General features: G+C 70.3%; 1 pseudogene. It reads left to right on the top strand.

Features of this window, described 5'->3' with window-relative positions:
• Positions 1 to 761 (top strand): annotated as a pseudogene (locus IE295_RS33155) (IS5 family transposase); the annotation flags it as partial.

The raw sequence follows: 761 nt of genomic DNA on the forward strand, positions 1-761 counted from the left end.
ATCAGGCGTGGGTGGTGATCGAGCCGTTGCTGCCCCGGCCTCGGATGGGACGTCCGGTCCGGGACCGGCGGCAGGTGGTCAACGGGATTCTGTGGAAGCTGTCCACGGGGGCGGCCTGGCGGGATCTTCCCGAGCGGTACGGGCCGTGGAAGACGGTCTACGAACGCTTTCGCCGCTGGTCGGCGGACGGGACCTGGGACCGGCTCCTGGCTCACGTCCAGCAGCATTCGGACGCCGTGGGCGAGGTCGACTGGTCCATCGTGTGTGTCGACTCGACCGTGGTGCGGGCGCATCAGCACGCGGCGGGTGCCCGAAAAGGGGGCGGTGGGCGGGTGAGGCACTGGGCCGGTCCCGGGGCGGGCTGAGCACGAAGATCCACCTGGCGTGCGACGGGCGGGGCCGGCCGCTGGCCTTCACCGTCACCGGCGGGAACGTCAACGACTGCACCCAGCTCGAGCCGGTCATGGCCGGCATCAAAGTGGCCCGGTGCGGTCCGGGCAGGCCACGGACCCGCCCAGTGCGGGTGGTGGCGGACAAGGGCTACTCGTCCCGGAAGATCCGGGCCTACCTGCGACAACGCGGCATCGCCGCCACGATCCCCGAACGCATCGACCAGATCGCCGGGCGCCGCCGCAGAGGCGAACGCCTCTGCGGCTTCAACCCCGGCCTCTACCGGCGCCGCAACGTCATCGAACGCTGCTTCAACCGCCTCAAGCAGAACAAAGCCCTGGCCACCCGCTACGACAAACAAGCCGTCCACT

The sequence above is a fragment of the Streptomyces griseocarneus genome, from assembly GCF_014655595.1.
Lineage (GTDB): Bacteria > Actinomycetota > Actinomycetes > Streptomycetales > Streptomycetaceae > Streptomyces > Streptomyces griseocarneus.